The sequence below is a fragment of the Blautia massiliensis (ex Liu et al. 2021) genome (assembly GCF_052064225.1).
GTDB lineage: Bacteria > Bacillota > Clostridia > Lachnospirales > Lachnospiraceae > Blautia_A > Blautia_A fusiformis.
In genome coordinates, this window is record NZ_JBQHWA010000001.1 from 141,449 (window position 1) to 158,349 (window position 16,901).

The following is a 16,901-nucleotide window of genomic DNA, read 5'->3' on the forward strand; positions in this document are numbered from 1 at the left end:
TGGGTTGAATGATGACTGTGACGTACGGACGTGGGAGGCGCTTCGCTGTCCCACTGGGATTATTATGGGATAAAAATAAAAGACCGCTGTATATCACAAATGATGTGGATATATGGCAGTCTTTTTTGTTTGTTACTTATTTTTCAAAAAATTCAGTAAATATTACAGCAGATAAACCGGAAGTTCATCCTTGATTCCTACCGGCTGGTTGTTGTCCGGCTCGTCTTTCTTTGGGGTGAGGAACTTGGCCTGAAGTTCATCGGCGTTTCCTCCACTGATCACATTCTGAGCTACGGTTCCTGTTGTGATTTCTGCGGCGGCTGTTTTCTTAGCTGCAGTTTTTCGTGTTGTTGTCTTTCTGGTGGTGGTTTTCTTTGCTGTTGTTTTTGTTGTGGCTGCTTTCCTTGCTGTGGTCTTCTTTGCCGGAGCCTTCGCTGTGGTTTTCTTTTCGACTGTTTTTTCAGCAGCTTTCTCTCCTGTTTCTGTCTTTACTTCTGTCGGCTTTTCTGTCACTTTTACCTCTGTAACTTTCTCTTCTGTCTTTGCTGTTTTCTCTGCATTTACTGCTCTTGCGATGCTTGCTTTACCTACTGACACGATCCATTACCTCCTCTGCCAATGCTATGTATTCTTTTGCGCTGCGGCTGCTTTTTTTGAATTCCACAACCGGCTCGCTGCTGTCCTGTGACCATTCGATAGAGCTGTCCACACGGATAAAGGATTCGAAAAGATAGATTCCTTCCATCTCTTTCAAAGTCTCCATGGTCTGTTTGAAATAATTCTTTCTGGCATCTGCCTTGGTCACCACGATTCCCAGAACCTGAAGCGCCGGAGCGATCTCACGGACCTCATTCAGAAAATCAAACATATTTGCAAGCCCAAACATGCCCCACGGGCTGGCCTCCACTGGAACCAGAACGTAATCCGATGCACACAGGATATTCATCACCCAGCCGCCAAGAGTCGGCGGTGCATCGATGAGAATGTAATCATACACCCCGGAATCCTTGATCTTCTGCAGGCATTTCCGCAGGATAAATTCTCTCTGCCATTTCGTAAAAAGCTCATATTCCACGGAGCTCATCAGCGTAGACGACGGAACCAGATCCAGATTCTCATACTTCGTATGCACGATAAAATCGCTGAGATCCGACTGATGACCAATGGCATAGTAGAGATTTTTTTCCCCGGCAGCCATCTTCAGAACTTCTTCTTCATCAAAAAATGAAAGGGAAAGATTCAGCTGCATATCGCCGTCCACAAGAAGAACCTTCTTCCCCATACCGGCCAGTGCCGCACCTACATTGGAACAGCTGGTAGACTTCCCGCTGCCGCCCTTATTATTCGCAAAACAAATCGTCACTGTATTTCCCATCACAGCCTCCCGACAACACAAAATCGTAAATCACTAACTTTCCCTTATTATAATATAACGCTCCCCCAAAAAGCAAGCATATCCCCCATAAAACCACAAAATCTGGCAAAAAACTCTCACATAAAACAACAGCAAAAGAAGAATCTTGTTGCGGAATAATTTCCTATGCAAAAAAGCAGCAGACTTCAGATCTTTCCGAAAGCCTGCTGCTAAACTTCATTCATTTTTATTATTTTACGATAAAAGATTTTCTCTTACTTACAACATCGAAGATAACGGCTGCAAGAAGAACCATACCTTTGACAACCTTCTGGATATTCTGGTCAATACCCATGATACTCATACCAAGGTTCAGAACACCCATAAGGAGGGCACCAATGATAACACCGGGAACTGTACCGGTACCACCATAAGCAGAAGCACCACCGATGAAACATGCACCGATCGCATCCATCTCGAAGTTTGTACCTGCCTGTGGGTTGGATGAGTTCAGTCTGGCCATTGTCACCATACCTGCAATAGCTGCCAGAAGGCCCATGTTCAGGTAAGCAAGGAAATAAACCTTGTTTGTGTCAATACCGGAAAGCTTTGTTGCCTTCTCATTACCGCCAACTGCATAAAAATAACGACCTGTTGTAGTCTTGGAAGCAATGTATGTATAGATTGCGATGATCACTGCAACCCAGAGAAGGGAATTCGGGATACCTTTGTACTGAGCAAGTCTGAACATGAATGCAAGAACAACTGCACAGATCAGAACCATCTTCACTGCAACACCACCGAAAGACTCAACACTGTAGCCTTTTTTTGCACGGTCTGCACGGTTTTTCATAACAAGTGCAACATAGACGATGCAGACAATAATGCCAACTACAAAACATGTTCTGTTAAATCCTTCACCTCCACCAAGGAAGTCCGGAATATAGTTATTGAACAGAGCCAGATAAGCATCCGGCATCGGGGCCAGGGTCTGTCCTTCCAGAACTACGTTGGAAAGGCCACGAAAAGCAAGCATACCTGCCAGAGTAACAATAAATGGAGGAATTCGTACATAAGCGATCCAGAATCCCTGCCATGCACCAATGGCAATACCCACAAGAAGCATCACGATCATAGTGAGATACGGGTTCATACTGTTGAGAACCATCATCTTACCACCGACAGCAGCAACAAAGCATACAACAGAACCAACTGACAGATCGATGTTACCACCTGTTAAAATACAGAACAACATACCGGTTGCAAGAATAAATACATATGCATTCTGGGCTACCAGGTTATTTACATTCTGCGGAAGAAGCATAACGCCCTTTGTGTTCACAGAAAACATGATCACAACAAATACCAGAACAATGACCATGGTATATTTTTTTAATATTTCTGAAAAACTAATCTTTTTCTCCATCTTCTTACTCTCCTTTACCTGACTTCACGATCCTGGACATGATCAGCTCAGATGTAGCTTCCTCACCACTTACCTCACCTACGAATCTGCCCTCGTTCATGATATAGATTCTGTCTGACATTCCAAGCACTTCCGGAAGCTCAGAAGAGATCATGATCACAGATTTTCCTGCTGCGACCAGGTCATTGATGATACAGTAGATTTCATATTTGGCACCTACGTCAATACCTCTTGTAGGTTCATCCAAGATCAGAATATCCGGCTCTGCAAACATCCATTTTGCAAGAAGGACCTTCTGCTGATTACCACCGCTCAGGTTTCCGACATTCTGCTCAACTGTCGGACACTTGGTTTTCAGTTTCTTCCTGTATTCCTCAGCAACTGCGTATTCTTTATCCGCATCGATCACTTTTCCATTACTGATACCGGACATGTTTGCAAGCGTAGTGTTCATCTTTATGGACTTGGAAAGGATCAATCCGTTTCCTTTTCGATCCTCTGTAACATAGGCGAGCTTGTTGTCAATAGCCTCCTGAACTGTATTCAGCTTCACTTCTTTTCCATTCATGAACACCTGGCCGGAAATCTTAGTTCCATAGCTCTTGCCAAAAATACTCATGGCCAATTCTGTACGTCCTGCTCCCATCAGTCCTGAAATACCGACAACCTCTCCTTTATGTACTTTAAAGGATACGTTATTTACCACCTTACGTTCTGTATACAGAGGATGGTAAACATTCCAGTTCTTAACTTCCATGGAAACATCGCCGATCTTTACATTTGGACGTTTCGGGAACCGGTCTGTCATCTCACGTCCAACCATTCCCTGAATGATCCTCTGCTCAGAAAAATCGTCTTTCTTTTTATCCAGTGTTTCAATGGTAGATCCATCTCGGATAACTGTGATCTTATCTGCCACATAGGAAATCTCATTTAATTTATGGGAAATGATGATAGAGGTCATTCCCTGCTTCTTGAATTTCAGAAGAAGATCCAGAAGAGCTTTGGAGTCATCTTCGTTCAGTGATGCGGTAGGCTCATCCAGAATGAGCAGCTTTGCATTCTTTGCAAGTGCCTTTGCGATCTCAACCAGCTGCTGTTTACCTACACCGATATCCTTGATCAAAGTTCTGGAAGATTCCTCCAGTCCCACTATTTTCAAATATTTATCTGCTTCCCCATAAGTTTCATTCCAGTTAATGGAAAAGCTCCTGCCTCTTTCATTGCCCAGGTACATGTTTTCACCGATAGTCATATACGGGATCAGTGCCAGTTCCTGGTGAATGATCACAATTCCTTTATGTTCACTGTCTTTGATGGTGTTAAATTTACAGATCTCACCATCGTAAATAATATTTCCTTCATACGAGCCGTACGGATATATACCACTTAATACATTCATTAATGTAGATTTACCGGCACCGTTCTCACCTACCAGTGCGTGGATCTCGCCTTCCTCAACCTGGAGATTAACGTTGTCCAGTGCCTTTACACCTGGGAAAGTTTTGGTGATATTTTTCATTTCCAGAAGTATCTTAGCCAACTTAATTTCCCTCCCTTTCCACTGTTCATGCAGGCGGTTATGATCCCCGCCTGCATATGATAAAATTCTGTTCTTAAAAATCCACTTATTTGATCTGATCCTCTGTGTAGTATCCGGAATCGATCAGGATCTCTTTGTAATTATCTGTTGTAACAACAACCGGGTCGCAAAGGTATGTCGGGATGACACCTGTTCCGTTGTCATAGGATTTTGTATCGTTTACTTCCGGCTCCTCACCTTTCATGATGGAGTCAACCATTTTTACTACTGCAGATGCAAGAGCTCTTGTATCTTTGAATACGGACATTGCCTGTTTTCCTGCTACAAGATTCTTAACGTTTGGTGTGTCACAATCCTGACCGGTGATGATCGGATATTCTCCTGTGTAGGAAGCTGCCAGTGCATTCTCAACACCAAGTGCCGTGGAATCATTGGAGCAGAGAACTGCGTCAAGATTTGTTCCGTCAGAGTAGTTACCAGCGATAATAGTATCCATTCTGTCCTGTGCTTTTGCGCTGTCCCAGTTAGCTGTGGCAACCTGCTCAAACTCTGTCTGACCGGATTTTACTACCAGCTTTCCGTCATCAATATATTTCTGGAGAACATCCATTGCACCACCGAAGAAGAAGTTACAGTTATTATCACCAGGATCTCCTGTGAACAGCTCGATGTTGAATGGTCCGTCCTGATTGTCAAGATCCAGTGCATCTACCAGGTACTCGCCCTGTTTCTGACCTACTTTGTAGTTATCGAATGTTGCATAATAGGTTACTGCGTCGGAATTCATAAGAAGACGGTCATAGGAGATAACCGGAATTCCTTTTTCTTTGGCCTGTTTCAGTGGCTCGCCAAGGCTGCTTCCGTCGATGGATGCCACAACCAGAAGGTCACATCCGTTTGCTACCTGGTTCTCAAGCTGGGAAACCTGTGTGCTTACGTCGTTGGATGCATACTGAAGGTCTACTTCATATCCTGCTGCCTCCAGCTCTTTCTTCATGTTCTCGCCATCCTGGTTCCATCTCTGGAGATCCTTGGTCGGCATGGTAACACCGATCAGTTTCTTGTCTGCTGCCTGTGCTGTTGCTGCCGGAACTACCACCATACCAGCTACCATTGTTGCGCAAAGAAGTGCAGATACCATTTTTCTTTTCATTGTAAAATCCTCCGTTTCATTATTTGTTTTTGGAATCACGTTTCCTTCGATGATGTTACTATAGCACAGGACTGTCTGGACATAGTTGGCAATGACAGAGACATTTTTTTTGCAAAAGAAAAATGCCCTGCATCAGGCAAGACATTTTTGCACCAAAAATCTGCTATTGATTTTTGTCATAATTGTGCATTATTGCACATATGGCTACACTGCCACATTACTTGCAGAATTTCACCACCACATATATGCCGGTATGCAATCTGTTCTGCATTACTCTGTATCATAATCTGTATTGAGATATACTTCATCCCTTCTGTGGAAACCGCCGTCAATGATCACCTCATCAATATTATCCCTTGTAACGGCAACCGGTTCCAGCACCTTCGCCGGGATATCGTAGCTTCCATCGTTCATGGTATCTGTCACATCTGACGGAAGCTTTCCCTCTTCTGCCATCTTCACCGCATATTCAGCTGCCTGGCATGCCAGATCTTCGATAGATTTAAATGCTGTCATGTACTGGGTTCCTTCTACAATACGCTGACATGCAGCCAGATCACCATCCTGGCCTACCACGATCACCTGTCCGGCAAGCTGGTTTTCCGCAAGAACCTGTATCACCTGGCTGGCAATATCATCATTTCCACACATGATTCCCTTTACATCAGGATACTCTTCCAGTGCCTCCTCCACATAATCTGCTGCCAGTTCCGCGATCCAGCCCTCACAGTTGGCTTCGTAAACCACCTTCAGATCACTGTTTTTCAGAGTGTCTTCAAATCCCTCTTTTACCATGTCCACATTGTTATCTGAAGCAGATCCCTGGATCATAAAAATCTTTCCGCCATCAGGGATCGCTTCCATCATGGACTGTGCCATGACCTCTCCGACTTTCCGGTTATCAAAGGAAATATACATGTCTGTATCCGCATCATTTACCATGCGGTCATAGGAGATCACCCTGATCCCTGCATTATGGGCACGCTCCACAGCCTCAGATAATGCCTTGCAGTCTCTGGCAATGATCACGATCACATCCATATGCTTCTTGATAAAATAGTCGATCTGGCTGATCTGCTCTTTTGTATCTGCTCCCGCATCCTGAACATTCACTTCCGCTCCCAATTCCCTTGCTGTTGCCACGAATACATCCCTGTCACGGATCCACCTCTCAATAACAAAGGAATCCACTGTAAGACCGATCTGAATTTTCTTTTCACCACTGTCTTCCTCTGTATCGTTTTCCTGCGCAGCTGTCTGCTTTGTTTTTTCGGAAGCACAGCCATTCAGAATCAATGTCAACAGACACAGCAAGATCAACAGCTTCCTGATCATTTTCCCCCCGCTCATATTGTCTACCTCAACCTCTCTCTGAATTCACTTGGTGTCACGCCTTCGTATTTTTTGAATATCCTGCTGAAATAATTGGGGTCGCTGTATCCGGATTCCGCACAGATCTCCTTGATGGAAAGCCCTGAATCCTTGAGAAGTTCTCTTGCATTACGAAGCCGCACTTCTGTAAGATACTCGATAAAATTTCCTCCGGTCTCCTGCTTAAAAAGCTTGCTGAAATAATAAGGGCTGATATCCACCTCCCGTGACACCTCATCCAGTGAAATATCTTTTTTGTAATTGTCCCGAATATAGGACTTTGCTTTTTCGATAATGGAAACCGCTTCTTTTTCCCTTGCACTTTCCATGTTACTGCAGATTTCTGATGTTTTGCCCAGGAACCATTTTTTCATTCCTTCTATATCTGTATATTCCTGGATCTCATGAATATAATTTCTGCGGCAGCTGATCGCATATTTCACGGTACCTGCAAAAAAGGCCTTTTTTTCCACTCCCATCACAAGCTCCAGGATCTTGATGCGCATGTCCTCCAGATCTACTCCCGGCTGCTTCTCCATCCACCTGATAAATTCCTCGGCACAGCTTAAAGCTCCTGCCACATCCTTATCCATCACCCGCTTTTCATAGCGACGTTCCAGATCTCTTGGATATTCGCCGTCATATTTCTGTGCAGCCGGAACATCCTCAATATGTATCACATGGCTGGTGCTTTCCCGAAGTGCGATCATGGCCTCCTTGAAGGATTCTTTCATGGTGCTTCCCATCTCCTTCACCCGGCCGATACCACAGCGAAATTTACTGTCGATCCTGCTTTCCAGCTTATGTACCATGTTTCTGGTTCTTGTTACAACCTCCACACGTTCCTCATAGGACTCCCTGGAATTACGGTACGGAACAAGCAGTACAATACGGTTTCCCATAATAGGTCCTACCAGACATTCAAAAAATCCCTGAGCGATTTCCCGGAATATGGAATAAAATTTGTTTGCCTTCACACTGGCCCCCACTGCATTTGTAAGAACACCATTTTCCGTAGAATCCCCGAATTCAGCCACGATCATATATCCATATTCTTCCCGGATATCCAGAAGCTCCCTGTAATTATCCTGATATGTCTGAAAATCATCCTGCAGAAGAATATTATTGATATATCCGCTCTCGATCATGGGTACAACTGTCTCCAGCTTTTCACGGATACGGAGATCATCGCTTCGCTTCTGTCTTGTGGAATCTACCTTTTCCATAGCTTTGGAGCATATTTCCAGAATCACCTTTTTGTTTACCGGCTTGGTAAGAAATTCCATAACTCCGAGATTTACCGCTTCCTTGGCATAATTAAATTTATCATAGGCTGTAATGATCACAAAGACCACAGACCTGTTAAATTTCTGAATTTCCCGGATTGCCTGGATCCCACTTAAGCCCGGCATCTGAATGTCCATAAAGCAGATATCCGGCGGATATTTCTCCGCCTCCTCCACAACCACACGTCCTGTCTTGGCTGTATGGATCTCACATTCATTTCCATAGTTGGAACTTATAATATTTTTCAGGGATTCCAGCATGATCCCCTCATCATCAGCAATCAGGATTCTGTACATTTTTTTCGCTCCTCTCCAGAGGAATATTGATCACTACCTCTGTTCCCATTCCTTCACCTTCACTGTATATTTCCATTAATCCGTCCCGCTCATAATACAGTTCCAGACGGCTGATCACATTATTCATTCCGATTCCCGTGGAATCACCCTCGCCTGAACTGCTGTGGACTTTTTTTGACAGTACTCTTTGTATCTGTTCTCCGGTCATGCCCAGTCCGTTATCCCGAACACTGATCTCAATATGATCATTCCATCTCTCCACACTGAGATCAATATGTCCTTCCCAATCTATATTCCGGATTCCATGATTGACTGCGTTTTCCACAACCGGCTGCAGGATCATACTGGGAACACGTACATTTTCCACATCACATTCCACTTTTTTTGAAAAATGGATATCCCCGGCAAACCGTACATTCAGAATATAAATGTAATTGTCCACAGCCTCCAGTTCTTCCTCCAGTGTGGCATCTTCCTCACCCTTCTTTACATTGTAGCGAAAAAAATCTGCCATCTTTTCCACAAAGATACTGGTTTTTTCTGCATCCTCCATCATTGCAAGCTGTACTCCTGCATTCAGGGAATTAAAAAGGAAATGCGGGTTGATCTGAGACTGGAGATACTTAAGCTGTGCCTCCTTGAGATGTGTTTCCATCAAAAGCTCCCTCTCTATCATCTGCTGTTCTTTTTCCATGCTGGCCTTTGTCCTGGCAATGTAAAGACCAAGATTATCCACCATGGTATTAAAGGCTCTTGTTACCGTTCCAAGCTCATCCCTGGAATCTGCTGGGGGCATCTTTACATTAAAATTCCCCTTACCTACCAGCTGTGCAGTTTCTGCCATATTAGTCAGCGGCAGGAACATCTCCCTTGTTGCCATGATCAGAAGGAACATTCCACAGATCACCACCAGAAGCATGATCATCATATTACTGATCTCCAGATATCTCATAACCGCCCGGAGAGCTGCATAAGTCTGGGAATTTTCTTTAAAAAGCTGCTTGTTCAGCTCATCCATAGAACTCTGGATATAACTGTAAAGCTCCAGACTTTCATCATATTCCTGCTTATATTTCTCCACATTCCTGCCTCTCTTGGCAGCTACAGTTCCTGCGGTACAGGAAAGATATGATTCCGACATCTTACGTATCTTCTTCTCCAGAAGTTTTACGGAATCATCAATATTCCGTTCATTTAACTTCTCCAGCTCCTGCCTGTATTTCGCCTCATTCTGATAATAATCCATCAGTGCCTGGGAGCTTTTTACCTTCAGATACTGGTACATACTGTCCTGCACATCGTCAAAAACCTGCCCAAGCTCTGTGATCTGGGCATTGCTGGCATACACATCATCCATCTCCTGCATGGAGTTGTTGATCCGCGCATAAAACAGCATGTTGATGCTGAACAGTAAAACTGCCAGCACGCCAACCTCGATCATGATCTTGCTTACAAGAGAAAAGTCACTCCAACGGATCTTTTTCATCTGTGACTGCCTCCCTCCTCATCTTCTCCACTGCTGTTCTGTCAAGAAAATTAATGTCTACGTTGTAGAAAGAATTGGTTCTTCCATCTTCTATATAGCTGGTAACTGCCTCCACACTGTACTGTCCCAGCTGGGTCGTGTCCACATCACAGGTAACTGAAATAACACCTTTTTCAACTGCCGCCAGAATATCCTCAGATGTATAATAACCAATGATCTTCACTTTTCCTGCAAGGTTGAAATCCAGAATTGCCTGTCTTGCACACTCCGTTGTCTCCTCATCCATACACACAAGGATATCCGGAACATTCCGCTTCTGCTGAAAAATATCAGTAACTGCCTCCTCTGTTTCAAAGGTTCCTGTTGACAGAAGATTCCTTCCCTTGATCTCAATATCCTCAGAACCAGCTGCCATCTTCACCGCATTGCTGATCTGAGTGTATATCTGACTTTCGTTCATATCATCAATGTCCCGTTTCTGCAGGATCAGGATCTTCTTCGTGTTCTCATCCACGTATTTGGCAACAATTTCCCCGTAAGCCATGCCAAGCTGATAATCGCTGACTCCCACAAAGCTCTGGCGGCGGCTGTGCACCGCATCACTCATGACTGTAACCACCGGTATTCCGTTTCTTACTGCAGTATTGATTGCTTCTTCCAGACCGGCTTCTCCATTATACTGCAGGATAATACCATCCGCCTTGGCCGCAATGCTCATATTCATATAATCAAGTTTATCATAGGATGTTTCTCTGTCCGGCCCCATGATCTCAATCAGTACATTATTGGGAGCTGCTTTTTTCTTCGCACTGTCATATACTGCCTGCCAGAACTGGGAATCGGGGCTGTCCACGATCATGTCGTACTGGTATTTATATATTTTCTCTTCCTGTTTATCCAACCCTGCTTTTTCACTGATTCCTCTGTAATAGGATTCTCCTGTCACATAAGTAAGTACTATCACGGCAGCAAAGATCAGCAGGATACAAACTGATTTTTTCTTCATAGTACACTCCGTTCTGTTCCGCAAAATATTCCAGGTTCAGTTTATCATAATTTCACAGAAAAGTCACTGTTTAACATGGATTTTCTGTGCACTTTCATGTTATATTAATAACTATAACCTTGCCAAAGGAGGCCGCAAGACATGACAAACGCAACCAAGCTTGCCCTGGAAGAATCCCTGAAACATCTGCTTCTTAAGAAGCCTTTAGATAAGATCACCATCAACGACCTGACTACGGACTGCGGAATCAGCCGCATGACTTTTTACTATCATTTCAAAGATATCTATGATCTTGTGGAGTGGTGCTGTCTGGAAGATGCCAGAATTGCCCTTCAGGGAAAAAAAACCTCTTCCACCTGGCATGAAGGGCTTCTGCAGATCTTTGATGCTGTGATGGAAAACAAGCCGTTTATCTTAAATGTATACCGCTGCGTGGGGCGGGAACAGATCGAGAATTATCTGTTCCAGCTTACCTGCGATCTTCTTATGGGCGTGGTAACAGAAAAATCAAAAGATATCCCCATCACGGATGAACAGAAAATTTTTATCGCAGATCTGTATAAATACAGCTTTGTAGGGATCATGCTGGACTGGATCAAAAACGGCATGCGCAAAGATTATCGCGAAATCGCAGATGATACCGCAACCGCACTGTACGGAAGCATCGACAACGCCATCCGCAATTTTGCCGCCAGAAACAAAACAGCAGAAATGCATACAGAATAAAAACTTATCAAAACAGACATAATGATAAAAAACTGAACACTTTCGGTATTTTGTAAATAGAATCTTTTTTCCGGATGGGCTATCATAGCCTCAACAGCAACAAAGAACAGTTAATCCGATACAAACAGGTATCTCATTTACGAAAGGTGGATGTCATATGTCAGATAAAAAAGGATTCATGGGACTTGCAGCACTTGCGGCAGCCGGAGCCGGCGCAGCCATGCTGATGAAAAAAACAAGAGAGATCAACGAAGAGGAAAACCTCCATGTGAAAGAAACTACTGCAAACTACCGCAACACCGAGCGTGGAAAGCATGACAAAAACAGCAAAGGGATTTATTATTCCAACGGTAACTACGAAGCCTTTGCCCGTCCGGAAAAACCGGAAGGTGTGGACGACAAGCATGCCTACATTGTAGGAAGCGGTCTTGCTTCCCTGGCTGCTGCATGCTTCCTGGTAAGAGACGCACAGATGCCAGGTGATCATATCCACATCCTGGAAGCCATGGATATTGCCGGCGGTGCCTGCGATGGAATCTTTGATCCGTCCAGAGGCTATATCATGCGTGGCGGTCGTGAGATGGAAAACCATTTCGAGTGCCTGTGGGATCTTTTCCGCAGTATTCCTTCTCTTGAAAAACCGGGTGCTTCTGTTCTGGACGAGTTCTACTGGCTGAACAAGCACGACCCGAACTATTCTCTCTGCCGTGCAACCGTCAACCGTGGACAGGATGCACATACCAACGGAAAATTTAACCTGAGCCAGAAGGGCTGCATGGAGATCATGAAGCTGTTTATGACAAAGGATGAGGATCTTTACGATAAAACCATCGAAGATGTATTTGATGATGAAGTGTTTGATTCCACCTTCTGGCTGTACTGGAGGACCATGTTCGCATTTGAAAACTGGCACAGTGCTCTGGAGATGAAGCTTTACTTCCAGCGTTTTATCCACCACATTGCAGGTCTTCCGGATTTCAGCGCCCTGAAATTCACCAAGTACAACCAATACGAATCCCTGATCCTTCCCATGAAAAAATATCTGGAGGATGCAGGTGTTGACTTCCAGTTTAATACTGAGGTCACAAACGTGATCTTTAATTTTAAAGATGGCAAAAAGATCGCCACTGCTATTGAATGCAAGGTAAAAGATGTGGAGCAGGGCATCCTTCTTACAGAAAATGATTATGTTTTCGTCACTAACGGAAGCTGTACAGAGGGCACGATCTACGGCGACCAGAACCATGCACCAAACGGTGATGCAGAGGTACGTACCAGTGGTGTATGGTCTCTGTGGAAAAATATCGCAGCTCAGGATCCTTCCTTCGGACATCCGGAAAAGTTCTGCTCAGACATTTCCAGAACAAACTGGGAATCCGCTACTGTCACCACTCTGGATGACCGTATTATCCCTTATATCACCAATATCAGCCAGCGTGACCCACGTACCGGCAAGGTTGTTACCGGTGGTATCGTAAGCTGCCAGGATTCCAAATGGCTCTTAAGCTGGACCATCAACCGTCAGGGACAGTTCAAAGAGCAGGATCCGAAGAAGGTCTGTGTATGGGTTTACGGATTGTTCACAGATGTTCCCGGTGATTATATCAAGAAGCCGATGAAGGATTGTACCGGTAAGGAAATTACCGCCGAGTGGCTGTACCACCTGGGTGTTCCGGTAGATCAGATCGACGATATGGCAGAAAACAGCGCTGTCTGCGTTCCGACCATGATGCCGTACATCACCGCCTTCTTCATGCCACGTACCAAAGGTGACCGCCCGGATGTTATCCCGGATGGCTGTGTAAACTTTGCATTCCTGGGCCAGTTTGCGGAAACTCCTCGTGATACCGTATTCACAACAGAATATTCCGTACGTACTGCAATGGAGGCTGTATACGGACTTTTCGGTGTAGACCGTGGGGTTCCGGAAGTATGGGGAAGCGTTTACGATATCCGTGAGCTTCTGGACAGCAGTGTGAAGCTGATGGACGGAAAATCCCCGCTGGAGATCCAGCTGCCAGGGCCGCTGAATGCACTGAAGAAACCACTTCTGAATGTTGTGAAGGGTACTGTGGTTGAGAAAGTACTGCGGGATCATGATGTGCTGAAGGATTATATGTAAGATATACAGCCTGCCAGACAGATATTCTCAATCCGAAAATTAAGATTTGAACACAGTAACGGAGCCTCCGGTTCTATTCGTGCAGCAATCCCCCGGAAATACTTCTCGCGCGGTATTTCCGGGGGATTATTTTATTTTCTGATACTTATTTTCCCAGTGTTTCATTCATACTTCCGGAACGGAAGCCCTGAAGATCCAGAGTCACGTAAGAAAATCCCAATGTGCGGAATTTCTCTGTGATCTTTGTTCTTATTTCATTATCTGCAATTTTCAGGATCTCTTCTTCCGGAACCTCGATCCTTGCCATGGTACCGTGGATGCGAACACGGAACTGATGGAATCCCAGATCCATCAGAAACTGCTCAGCCTGATCTACCATGTGAAGCTTCTCCTCGGTAATGGTCTCACCGTATACAAATCTGGAAGCAAGACAGGCAAAGGATGGCTTGTTCCAGGTTGGAAGATTCATGTCTTTTGACAGCTCCCGGATTTCTTCTTTATAGAGGCCTGCTTCCTGGAGCGGACTGCGGACCCCAAGCTCCTGGATGGCTCTTTTTCCCGGGCGGTAATCGCCTAAGTCATCCATGTTGGAGCCTTCTACGATCATATTCATATTATGCGCTTTCGCTGCTTCCCAAAGTTTTGTGAAGATGGCTTTTTTGCAGATGTAGCAGCGGTCAGGTGGATTCTGACGGAAGCCCGGAATGTCGAATTCGTTGATCTTGCATATCTCCTGGCAAATGTGATTTTCCTGGCAGAAATCTTGCGTTTCTTTCAGTTCTCTGTCGGTGAAGGAGCATGGACATGCGGTAATGGCCATAACTTTGTCGCCAAGTGTTTCCTGTGCAGCTTTCAGCAAAAATGTGGAGTCCACTCCACCGGAAAAAGCTACGGCTACACTTCCCAGGGAACGGAGGATTTCCTGGAGTTTTCTGTATTTTTTTTCAAGTGTGATGTTATCTGTTGCTGGCATATGTTCTGTCACCTCGTAATTTGTAAAATCTTATTTTTGCCGGATCCGAATCTGTAATTTTCAGATCTGTTCTTATTGACATGCTCTTGCAATGCTATGTGTGTATTCTTTATTGTAAACGATACCTTTTTTGCCATACAAGTATTTTTCTACCTGACAGATGTACTATGAAATTTATTAGTATCCTCTCTGTTTCCAAACATAATAAGACCGGAAATACAGCATATGCCATACTTCCAGTCTTTCTTTTTACAGTTATTACATTTCGATCACATCAAGATCATCCGGAACAAACAAATTTCCGTGATAATACTCTCTGCCTTCTGCTCCGTAAAGCTCTTTACGTTTCTTAATGTTCTTATCCTCTGTGTGATACAGGACAAGATTCTTAACTCCAAGGTTCTCAGCCAGCTCACTGGCATCCTTAACTGTGGAGTGATGCTTCTCATATGGATTGAAGATATCACGCTGTCCATACAGACAAAATGCTTCGTGGAACATCCAGTCGCTGCCTTTTGCGTATTTCTCTTCACATTCATTGTATGGCTCGTCTCCGCAGCAGGTAAGCACCTTACCGCCGTCGTAGATCATCTGGAAACCGAACTGTTTCGCCTTGGTGGAACCGATATCAAAGAAGGTCACTTTCTTATTAAGAATTGTTTTTTTCTCGCCGTCTTTTACCTCGATCAGATGAAGTCTGTCACCGATGTACTGTGTCTCCTTCTTATTCAGAAGCTTAAATGCCATGTCTTTCAGAAGTCCGATCACTTCATCATGAGCATAGATGTTTGCCTCGCCCTGATAAGTGCCTTTTTTCATGTTCTGGCAAATGATGCGGATCACCCACACGATCCCCATGATATGGTCTACGTGCTTATGTGTAACAAAGATCTCATGAACATCCATCAGATCAACGCCAGCCTTCTTCAGCTGAGAAAGCACTGTATTTCCGCCGCCTCCGTCAACCAGAAAATGGCCGTACTCATCGCTGAGCACAAAACATGTATTGTAGCACTCTGTTACCAGTGCGTTACCTGTTCCAAGCATGGTTAATTTCATTCTGTTCTCCTCCTGTATAGCCCTGGTCATCAAACATTCAACCACCCACCATTCTGCTCTCTGACACTCTGACCGGCTGTCTCTGGTCATATTACAGACACATATACAACCGTTTAATTTTTTGTTTTCTTATTTTTTCTGTGTTTTTCGTGTCCAATGATAACATTATGAAGAAATATTTTCAATAAGATCCATTCATTTTCATAGCAGAAAAATCAATCCACAAATCTTCATATATTCCTGTTTTCACAGAATCCTGTAATGTATATGGTTCCGAGGTTCCATGTTCAAAATTATATACCAGAACAAGATTCTTATCCGGATCTACCAGCCAGTATTCTCTTACTCCGGCAGTTCGATATTTAAACAGTTTCGTATATTGACACTCCCCACAGCTAAAGCAGGGGGATTCTTGCTTCTCCCACTACTGCATTGGCAAACACCTTACGGTACTGCAATGTCTTACACAGTGTCCACAAGCTATATTTATACTGTTCCCGTATGTCCTACGGTACAGTTTTTATCTTTATGCAGACTGCATCTGCAGTCCTTTTTTCAGAATATTGATACTTGCATTCGTATCCCGGTCATGAACCGCATGGCATTTGGGACACTCCCAGATACGAATGCCCAGATTTTTTATCCGTGGATTTCTGTAGCCACAACAGCTGCAGGTCTGACTGCTCGGATACATCGTTGGTACTCTGTGAATTTCATTTCCATACCAGCCAGCTTTATATTCCAGCATTTCAAAAAATTTTGCCCAGGAAACACTCGCTATCGATTTTGACAGTTTATGATTCCGGATCATCCCCTTAACATTCAGATCTTCAATACAGATGGTTTGGTTTTCACGCACCAGCATCGTTGACTGTTTCTGCAGGAAATCATTCCGCTGATTGGTTACTTTCTCATACACTCTTGCCACCCTGATCCGCTGCTTCTCGCGGTTATGGGAATCTTTTTGTTTTCGGGAAAGCCTGCGCTGTTCTCTTATGAGTTTTCGCATTGAGCGTTCCAGATATCTGGGATTTGATACCGTATTTCCATTACTGTCGGAGTAGAACGCTTTGATTCCGACATCAATCCCTATCGTTCC

Annotated in this window: 15 protein-coding genes; 2 read left to right on the forward strand and 13 right to left on the reverse strand. The window is 44.3% G+C overall.

Translation table 11 applies throughout. The features are described from left to right. Positions 1-162: 162 nt before the first annotated feature. The 9 genes from ACTNDQ_RS00640 to ACTNDQ_RS00680 all read right to left on the reverse strand — a co-directional run bounded on the left by ACTNDQ_RS00640 (position 163) and on the right by ACTNDQ_RS00680 (position 10,922). Positions 163-597: a hypothetical protein gene (locus ACTNDQ_RS00640; protein ID WP_288787743.1), complete on the reverse strand. Its 435-nt coding sequence runs from the start codon at positions 595-597 to the stop codon at positions 163-165. Continuing rightward, entirely contained in the window at positions 584-1,375 is a 792-nt protein-coding gene (locus tag ACTNDQ_RS00645) for a ParA family protein (RefSeq protein WP_092070221.1), read from the reverse strand. The genes ACTNDQ_RS00640 and ACTNDQ_RS00645 overlap by 14 nt, the downstream gene beginning before the upstream one ends. A gap of 229 nt (positions 1,376-1,604) precedes the next feature. After that, positions 1,605-2,780: a multiple monosaccharide ABC transporter permease gene (gene mmsB / locus ACTNDQ_RS00650; RefSeq protein ID WP_279199024.1), complete on the reverse strand. Its 1,176-nt coding sequence runs from the start codon at positions 2,778-2,780 to the stop codon at positions 1,605-1,607. 4 nt (positions 2,781-2,784) lie between these two features. After that, positions 2,785-4,323, reverse strand: a complete 1,539-nt coding sequence (mmsA, locus tag ACTNDQ_RS00655; RefSeq protein WP_441063211.1) for a multiple monosaccharide ABC transporter ATP-binding protein — start codon at positions 4,321-4,323, stop codon at positions 2,785-2,787. 85 nt (positions 4,324-4,408) lie between these two features. Next, entirely contained in the window at positions 4,409-5,437 is a 1,029-nt protein-coding gene (gene chvE, locus ACTNDQ_RS00660) for a multiple monosaccharide ABC transporter substrate-binding protein (RefSeq protein ID WP_242981975.1), read from the reverse strand. Positions 5,438-5,746: 309 nt separating this feature from the next. Continuing rightward, entirely contained in the window at positions 5,747-6,811 is a 1,065-nt protein-coding gene (locus tag ACTNDQ_RS00665) for a sugar ABC transporter substrate-binding protein (protein WP_441063224.1), read from the reverse strand. 20 nt (positions 6,812-6,831) lie between these two features. Beyond that, positions 6,832-8,430 carry a response regulator transcription factor gene (locus ACTNDQ_RS00670; protein ID WP_278795324.1) on the reverse strand — a complete coding sequence of 533 codons (1,599 nt, stop codon included), beginning with the start codon at positions 8,428-8,430 and terminating at the stop codon, positions 6,832-6,834. After that, the gene (locus ACTNDQ_RS00675; protein ID WP_278795323.1) at positions 8,408-9,916 is read right to left on the reverse strand and encodes a sensor histidine kinase; all 1,509 of its coding nucleotides are present in this window, start codon (positions 9,914-9,916) and stop codon (positions 8,408-8,410) included. Before ACTNDQ_RS00675 ends, ACTNDQ_RS00670 begins: the two co-directional genes overlap by 23 nt. After that, positions 9,894-10,922 carry a sugar ABC transporter substrate-binding protein gene (locus tag ACTNDQ_RS00680; RefSeq protein ID WP_173760704.1) on the reverse strand — a complete coding sequence of 343 codons (1,029 nt, stop codon included), beginning with the start codon at positions 10,920-10,922 and terminating at the stop codon, positions 9,894-9,896. The genes ACTNDQ_RS00675 and ACTNDQ_RS00680 overlap by 23 nt, the downstream gene beginning before the upstream one ends. A 141-nt stretch (positions 10,923-11,063) precedes the next feature. On the opposite strand from ACTNDQ_RS00680, the gene ACTNDQ_RS00685 reads away from it, so the two are divergent. Continuing rightward, complete coding sequence (locus ACTNDQ_RS00685) at positions 11,064-11,648, forward strand: TetR/AcrR family transcriptional regulator (protein ID WP_278795322.1); 585 nt, start codon at positions 11,064-11,066, stop codon at positions 11,646-11,648. Between the two features lie 157 nt (positions 11,649-11,805). Beyond that, entirely contained in the window at positions 11,806-13,770 is a 1,965-nt protein-coding gene (locus ACTNDQ_RS00690) for an oleate hydratase (RefSeq protein WP_278795321.1), read from the forward strand. Between the two features lie 145 nt (positions 13,771-13,915). Here the strand turns inward: ACTNDQ_RS00690 and larE are convergent, their stop codons facing one another. From larE to ACTNDQ_RS00710, 4 genes are all read right to left on the reverse strand, one after another. Continuing rightward, positions 13,916-14,743, reverse strand: coding sequence for an ATP-dependent sacrificial sulfur transferase LarE (gene larE / locus ACTNDQ_RS00695; protein WP_278795320.1), 828 nt, complete (start codon positions 14,741-14,743; stop codon positions 13,916-13,918). Positions 14,744-15,001: 258 nt separating this feature from the next. Further along, positions 15,002-15,802 (reverse strand): MBL fold metallo-hydrolase, encoded by an 801-nt coding sequence (locus ACTNDQ_RS00700; protein ID WP_129974597.1) that lies wholly within the window; start codon positions 15,800-15,802, stop codon positions 15,002-15,004. A gap of 181 nt (positions 15,803-15,983) precedes the next feature. Beyond that, complete coding sequence (locus tag ACTNDQ_RS00705) at positions 15,984-16,172, reverse strand: Uma2 family endonuclease (protein WP_441063226.1); 189 nt, start codon at positions 16,170-16,172, stop codon at positions 15,984-15,986. 156 nt (positions 16,173-16,328) lie between these two features. Then, positions 16,329-16,901: RNA-guided endonuclease TnpB family protein (locus tag ACTNDQ_RS00710; protein WP_441063216.1), on the reverse strand; the 573-nt coding region annotated here is incomplete at its 5' end.